The organism is Mesorhizobium sp. WSM4813 (genome assembly GCF_055811555.1).
Genome location: NZ_JBVVQU010000002.1, coordinates 122,061 through 128,957 on the forward strand (window position 1 = coordinate 122,061; position 6,897 = coordinate 128,957).

The window sequence follows — 6,897 nt, forward strand, 5'->3', positions numbered from 1 at the left end:
GGCGAGACTCCTATTCTGCTGCTTCGGCGACTGGCGCCGGCTTGAAATCTTCGCGGAAGTGGTTGATTGCGCTCATCACCGGATAGGGCGTGAAGCCACCCAGCGCGCAGAGCGAACCATACTTCATCGTGTTGCAGAGGTCGGTGACCAGCTCAATCTGCTTTTCCGGCTCGATACCCCTGGCGATCTTGTCAATTGTCTCGACGCCGCGCGTCGAGCCGATGCGGCAGGGCGTGCACTTGCCGCAACTCTCGATGGCGCAGAACTCCATGGCGAAGCGTGCCTGTTTCAGCATGTCGGCTGTGTCGTCGAACACCGTGATGCCGGCATGGCCGATCAGCCCGTCCTTGGCGGCGAAAGCCTCGTAGTCGAATGGCGTGTCGAACAACGCGCGGGGAAAATAGGCGCCAAGCGGCCCGCCGACCTGCACCGCCTTGACCGGCCGTCCCGTCGCCGTGCCGCCGCCGATGTCGTCGACGATCTCGCCAAGCGTCATGCCGAACGCCGCCTCGAACAGGCCGCCATATCTGACATTGCCGGCGATCTGGATCGGAATGGTGCCGCGCGATCGGCCCATGCCGAAATCCTTGTAGAAGGCAGCACCCTTGTCCATGATGACAGGCACCGAGGCCAGCGAGATGACGTTGTTGATCACCGTCGGCTTGCCGAACAGGCCCTGGATGGCCGGCAGTGGCGGCTTGGCGCGAACTACGCCGCGCTTGCCTTCGAGGCTGTTGAGCAGCGAGGTTTCCTCGCCGCAGACATAAGCGCCGGCGCCAACACGGATTTCCATGTCGAAGGCGTTGGGCGAGCCCAGCACGTTGACGCCGAGCAGGCCGGCTTTGCGGGCGACCTCGACAGCCTTTTGCATCATCGCCACCGCATGCGGATATTCCGAGCGGATATAGACAAAACCCTTGGTCGCGCCGGTGGCGACACCGGCGATCGCCATGCCTTCGATCAGCACGAAGGGGTCGCCCTCCATGATCATGCGATCGGCGAAGGTGGCGCTGTCGCCCTCGTCGGCATTGCAGACGATGTACTTTTTGTCGGCCGTCGTATCGAGCACCGTCTTCCATTTGATGCCGGTTGGGAAGCCGGCGCCGCCGCGACCGCGCAGGCCCGACTCGGTGACTTGCTTGACGATTTCGGCCGGCGCCATGGCCACGGCGTTCTGCAGGCCCTTCAGCCCGCCATGCGCCTTGTAGTGATCGAGCGACAGCGGATTGATGACGCCGCAGCGCGCGAAGGTCAGCCGCGTCTGCTTTGCCAGGAACGGGATCTTGTCGGGTGCGCCCAGCCAGCGCTTGTGATAGCCGCCGGTGAGAAGGCCGCTGTCGAACAGGCTTTTGACGTCGGAGGGCCTTACCGGCCCGTAGGCGACGCGGCCGTTGTCCGTTGTCGCCACCTCGACCATAGGCTCGAGGAAATAGGCCCCGCGCGAACCATTGCGCACGATCTTGGCCTCGATGCCGCGATCGGCCAATTCCTTCTCAATCGCCTTGGCGACCTTTTCCGCACCGAGCGCCAGCGCGCCGGAATCGCCGGGGATGTAGATACGCGGGATCATGAGCGCACCTCGGCAACGATCTCGTCGAGCTTTTCGTCATCGAGCCGGCCGATCACCTCGCCGTCCAGCATTGCCGATGGCGCGCAGGCGCAAAGGCCGAGGCAATAGACCGGCTCCAGCGTCACTGAACCGTCGCGGGCCGTCTCGTGGAAGCCGATGCCCAGCAATTGCTTGAGCTTGGCGGCAATGGCGTCCGAGCCCATCGACTGGCAGGCTTCCGCCTGGCAAAGCTTCAGCACATGCCGCCCGGCCGGGTGGCTGCGGTAGTCATGATAAAAGGTGACGACGCCATGCACCTCCGCCTTGGAGATGTTCAGCGCTTCGGCGATCACCGGCAGCGCGTCCTGTGGCACATGGCCGAACTCTTCCTGGATGCCGTGCAGGATCGGCAGCAGCGGCCCTTCAAGGCCCTTCAGCTCCTGGACGATCGCCGCCGTGCGCGACGCGATCTCGGTACTTGCAGGCTGCATGATCATGCAGCGCCCTCCCTGGTCGTAGTAATCCGCTAAGTGCTTAGGAAATCGAATGAAACCCGCTGAATCAATAAAGCTGATCCGTTGTTCGATAGAAATCTTCTATCGATGCCGTTCAGCCTGCAATCTCTAGCTTAGTGGCGGGCGCGGAAATCGTCTGCCAGCGCCATCGCCTCGTCCAGCAGCGCCGAGACCAGCGGGGTGTGCGGCTCGCGCAGCGTCGCCACCAGCCCGACGCTGTGGCTGGCGTCCGGCTCGACAATCGGAATGGCCCGGATCGGCTCGGAAAAGCCGAATGTTTCCGAGAGGTTGAGCGGCATGATCGACGACCATTTGCCGGTATGGATATGCGAGAACAGCACGATCATCGAATTGGATTCGAGTGTCGGCCGCACCTGCGTGCCGGCTTCGGCCAAATGCTGGTCGATGATGCGGCGGTTCTGCATATCCGGCGTCAACAGGCAGAGCGGCAGCTGGCTGAGCTCCGCCCATGTCACTTTGTCGCGGTCGGAATAGGGGTTTCCGATCGCGGTGATCAGTTGATAGCGCTCGTCATAGAGCGGCACGCTGGTCACCCGCCCCAGCGGCTCGTTGTCGAGATAGGTGATGCCGGCGTCGATGTCGAAATTGCCGAGCAGCGACAGCACCTCGATCGAGGTGCGCGACAGCACCGAGAAGGTGACGCCGGGATGTTTCGTCCGAAAAGGTGTCGTCAGCCGCGCCACCATGGCCAGCGCAGTCGGGATGGCGGCGATGCGGATGCGCCCCGAAAGGCCGTGACGCGCCGCCCGCATCTCCTCGCGCATGGTGCGGGTATCGCCGACGATGCGGCGAGCCCACGCCAGCACCTGTTCGCCCTCCGGCGTCAGCCCCTGGAAGCGCGAGCCGCGCAGAACCAGCATAACGCCGAGCTGGCCCTCCAGCTGCTTGATGCCGGCCGAAAGCGTCGGCTGGGTGACGCCGCACACCTCCGCCGCCCGGCCGAAATGCTCTTCCCTGGCCAGCGCAATGAAAAATTCCAGCTTGTCGATCATGCCATCTGTCCGGTGCGTCTAGTGCCAAGGTCGGGGAAATTGCGTTCCGCCGCAAGCTGCATGTGCATCGGCAGCATCCACATGTTTCAGCCGGCTTACTATTTCCCGCAGCGGCATGCGGCGCTATGTGGATGAGGCGAGGTCGTGGGGCACGGGAGATCGAACATGCTGGGCTGGTTCCGCAAGCTGCTGCCGCGCGAAGATCGCTTCTTCGATCTCTTCGAGCAGCACTCCCGTACGGTGGTCGATGGCGCCGAGGCGCTCGAGCAACTCCTCCAGGGCAAGGACATCGATCGCTGGTGCCAGAAGATCATCGATCTTGAAGACCAGGCCGATCACATCACCGCTGAAGTCCTGCTTTCCGTGCGGCGCTCGTTCATCACGCCTTTCGATCGCGGCGACATCAAGGACCTGATCCAGTCGATGGATGACGCCATCGACACGATGCACAAGACCGTCAAGACGGTGAAGCTGTTCGAGAAGAAGGAATTCGACCCGCTGATGCAGGAAATGGGCGGCGTCATCGTTGTTGCTGCCAAGCTGGTCGCCGAGGCCATCCCATTGCTCAGCAATATCGGTGCCCACGGCGTGCGCCTCAACGCGATCGCCGAAGAGGTCATGCGCGCGGAAGGCCGGGCCGACGACCTGCACGAGCAGGGTCTGAAGGACCTGTTCAAGAGGCACGGCCGCAGCGATCCGATGGCCTACCTGATCGGCAGCGAGATCTATGGCGAGCTGGAAAAAGTGGTCGACCGCTTCGAGGACGTCGCCAACGAGATCAGCGGCATCGTCATCGAGAACGTTTAGTCAATGGATGCCGTCATCGCCTTTCCCGTGCTGGTCGGGCTCATCGCCGTTGCGCTGTTCTTCGATTTTCTCAACGGCCTGCACGATGCCGCCAACTCCATCGCCACCATCGTCTCCACGCGTGTGCTGAGGCCGCACTATGCGGTGCTGTGGGCGGCCTTCTTCAATTTCATCGCCTTCCTGTTCTTCGGTCTTCATGTTGCCGAGACGCTGGGAACGGGCATTATCGACGCCAGCATCGTCACCCCTGGGGTGATCTTCGCCGCCCTTGTCGGTGCCATTGTCTGGAACATCGTCACCTGGCTCGTCGGCATCCCCTCCAGCAGCTCGCATGCGCTGATCGGCGGACTGGTCGGCGCCGGCGTTGCAAAGGCAGGCGGCGGCGCCATCGTCTGGACCGGGCTCGGCAAGACCATTGCGGCCATCGTCCTGTCGCCCGCGACCGGATTTCTGCTGGCGCTTGTCCTGATCCTTACGGTTTCCTGGGCGTTCGTGCGCCAGACACCGTTCGCTGTGGACAACACGTTCCGCGTCATGCAGTTCGTTTCCGCCTCGCTCTATTCGCTCGGCCATGGCGGCAACGACGCACAGAAAACCATGGGCATCATCGCCGTGCTGCTCTATTCGCAAGGCATGCTCGGAGAGAATTTTTACGTGCCGCTATGGGTCGTCATCACTTGCCAGGCGGCGCTGGCGCTGGGCACGCTGTTCGGCGGCTGGCGCATCGTCCACACCATGGGCTCGAAGATCACCCGGCTGAATCCGATGCAAGGGTTCTGCGCTGAGACCGGCGGCGCGATCACCCTGTTCGCCGCCACCTGGCTCGGCATTCCGGTGTCGACGACGCATACGATCACCGGCGCCATTATCGGCGTCGGCGCCGCCCGCCGCGTCTCGGCTGTGCGCTGGGGCATCGCCGGCAACATCGTCATAGCCTGGATTGTCACTCTGCCGGCCACGGCCGCAATTTCGGCACTCACCTACCTCGCGGTCAGCCTGGCGCCGTGACGTGAGTGGCACCTGAACTCTAATTGTGCGGCAGCGCGAAATCTACCTGTCCACAAGATTCAGGATATTGCCGTCAGGATCCTTGAACCATGCGACCTTCATGCCGTGACCGACGTGGATGTCGCCTTCCAGCTTCAGGCCCGGCATCTCGTAGTGCTCGAAAACAACGCCCTTTGATTTCAGCGCCTTGACGATGGTGTCGATCTCGTCGCCGACCATCCAGGTCACCGCTGTTGCCTTGTTGGTGCCGGCGAACTTCGATTGGTACACATTGATGCTGGTGTCGCCGCTTTTGTAGACGATCAATTCGCCGCCCTCGTTGTGGACCTCGGTCAGGCCCAGAACGTCCTCATAGAAGGCCTTTGCCTTGGCCAGGTCCTTCACCGCGATATTGGCCGTTGCGTTGCTGTTTGCGAGCATGATTGGTCTCCTTTCCTTGCTGGCGAGCACGTCCGAAGCCCTGCAACAAGATAGGGCGGCTTCGTTTTCTGGCGACCGCAGCCTGTGCGATCGGCGTGCTTCTTCCCTAAAGACGTCCTGTCCCCTGCAAAACCCACAACGGACGCAAGTTTTTTGAAGCCGTGCCCCCGTGCGTGTCGTTCCGCCGCTTGGTTCTGTTCGGGAACTGCATTATCTCAGGCGGAAAGCAGAGGAAAAGCTGATGCCCGCCGTTCCGGAAAACGTCACCAAGGAAATCGTCATCGAGCGTCTGAAGACGGTCAATGGACCGGACTTCACCGGCAACATCGTCGACCTCGGCATGGTTTCCGAGATTTTCATTGCCGATGCCAAGGTGTTCTTTTCGATCACCGTGCCGGCTGCCCGGGCCCAGGAGATGGAGCCGCTGCGTGCCGCCGCCGAGCGTGTCGTCAAGGCGATCCCAGGTGTGGCCGGCGCCGTGGTTGCGCTGACGGCGGAAAAGAAGGGGAGCGGCATGGAGGCTCCGGTTCCGCAAAGGCCCGCCCCCAGGCCTGCCCCGCCGGCCGCACCCGCAGCGCCACGCCCGGCTCCGCATGCTCCAGCCTCGCACGGGCAGGGCAAGCGCGGCGTGCCCGGCATCGAGGCGATCATCGCTGTCGCTTCGGGCAAGGGCGGCGTCGGCAAGTCGACCACTGCCGTCAACATCGCGCTTGGCCTCGCCGCCAACGGCTTGAGGGTCGGCGTGCTCGACGCCGACATCTACGGCCCGTCCATGCCGCGGCTGCTCAACATCCATGGCCGGCCGCAGACCGTCGACGGCAAGGTCCTGAGGCCGATGGAGAATTACGGCCTGAAGGTCATGTCGATGGGCTTCCTCGTCGACGAGGAGACGCCGATGATCTGGCGCGGGCCAATGGTGATGTCGGCATTGACGCAAATGCTGCGCGAGGTCGAGTGGGGTCCGCTCGACGTGCTCGTCGTCGACATGCCGCCCGGCACCGGCGACGCGCAGCTGACCATGGCCCAGCAGGTGCCGCTGGCCGGCGCCGTCATCGTCTCGACGCCGCAGGATCTGGCCTTGATCGATGCGCGAAAGGGCCTCAACATGTTCAGGAAGGTCGACGTGCCGGTGTTGGGAATCGTCGAAAATATGAGCTATTTCCTCGCCCCCGACACCGGCAAGCGCTACGACATCTTCGGCCATGGCGGCGCGCGCCGCGAGGCCGAGCGCCTCGGCGTGACCTTCCTCGGCGAAGTGCCGCTCGAAATGGGCATCCGCGAAAGCTCCGATGCCGGTACGCCGGTGGTGGTCTCGAAGCCCGATAGCGCCGAGGCGAAGACCTACCGCGACATCGCCTCGAACGTCTGGGGCAGGGTCAACGAAGAACGCGGCGCGGCCGAAGCCGGCGTGCCGAGCATCGTGTTTGAGTAGCGGATGTCCCTCCCCCTTGAGGGGAGGGTGCCCCCCGCAGCGCGGCGGGGGGGGTGGCCGCAGCGGGCGCAACCACTTTAGAAAGAAAATTAGGGGCGCGGTTGCCCCCCCCCCCCCCCGCCCCCCCGGCCCCCCCCCCCCCCCCCCCCCCCC

7 protein-coding genes are annotated in these 6,897 nt (G+C 63.5%); 3 read left to right on the forward strand and 4 right to left on the reverse strand.

Annotation, left to right across the window (positions count from 1 at the left end):
- Nucleotides 1-10 precede the first annotated feature (10 nt).
- From AC0L25_RS01625 to AC0L25_RS01635, 3 genes are all read right to left on the reverse strand, one after another.
- On the reverse strand, nt 11-1,570 hold the full coding sequence (locus AC0L25_RS01625) for a formate dehydrogenase beta subunit (RefSeq protein WP_473593909.1): 1,560 nt from the start codon (nt 1,568-1,570) through the stop codon (nt 11-13).
- A complete protein-coding gene (locus tag AC0L25_RS01630) occupies nt 1,567-2,046 on the reverse strand; it encodes a formate dehydrogenase subunit gamma (RefSeq protein ID WP_473593910.1) in 480 nt (159 codons plus the stop codon). The genes AC0L25_RS01625 and AC0L25_RS01630 overlap by 4 nt, the downstream gene beginning before the upstream one ends.
- Nucleotides 2,047-2,177: 131 nt before the next feature.
- A complete protein-coding gene (locus AC0L25_RS01635) occupies nt 2,178-3,077 on the reverse strand; it encodes a LysR family transcriptional regulator (RefSeq protein WP_473593911.1) in 900 nt (299 codons plus the stop codon).
- A 165-nt stretch (nt 3,078-3,242) separates the two neighbouring features.
- On the opposite strand from AC0L25_RS01635, the gene AC0L25_RS01640 reads away from it, so the two are divergent.
- Together AC0L25_RS01640 and AC0L25_RS01645 are read left to right on the forward strand one after the other, a co-directional pair.
- Entirely contained in the window at nt 3,243-3,884 is a 642-nt protein-coding gene (locus AC0L25_RS01640; RefSeq protein WP_473593912.1) for a DUF47 family protein, read from the forward strand.
- A gap of 3 nt (nt 3,885-3,887) precedes the next feature.
- Nucleotides 3,888-4,892 (forward strand): anion permease, encoded by a 1,005-nt coding sequence (locus AC0L25_RS01645; RefSeq protein WP_473593913.1) that lies wholly within the window; start codon nt 3,888-3,890, stop codon nt 4,890-4,892.
- A gap of 42 nt (nt 4,893-4,934) precedes the next feature.
- Here AC0L25_RS01645 and AC0L25_RS01650 read toward each other — a convergent pair whose 3' ends face one another.
- Nucleotides 4,935-5,312, reverse strand: coding sequence for a VOC family protein (locus tag AC0L25_RS01650; RefSeq protein ID WP_473593914.1), 378 nt, complete (start codon nt 5,310-5,312; stop codon nt 4,935-4,937).
- A 241-nt stretch (nt 5,313-5,553) separates the two neighbouring features.
- Here AC0L25_RS01650 and AC0L25_RS01655 point away from each other — a divergent pair, with 241 nt between their 5' ends.
- Entirely contained in the window at nt 5,554-6,744 is a 1,191-nt protein-coding gene (locus AC0L25_RS01655; protein ID WP_473593915.1) for an Mrp/NBP35 family ATP-binding protein, read from the forward strand.
- The last annotated feature ends 153 nt before the right edge of the window (nt 6,745-6,897 follow it).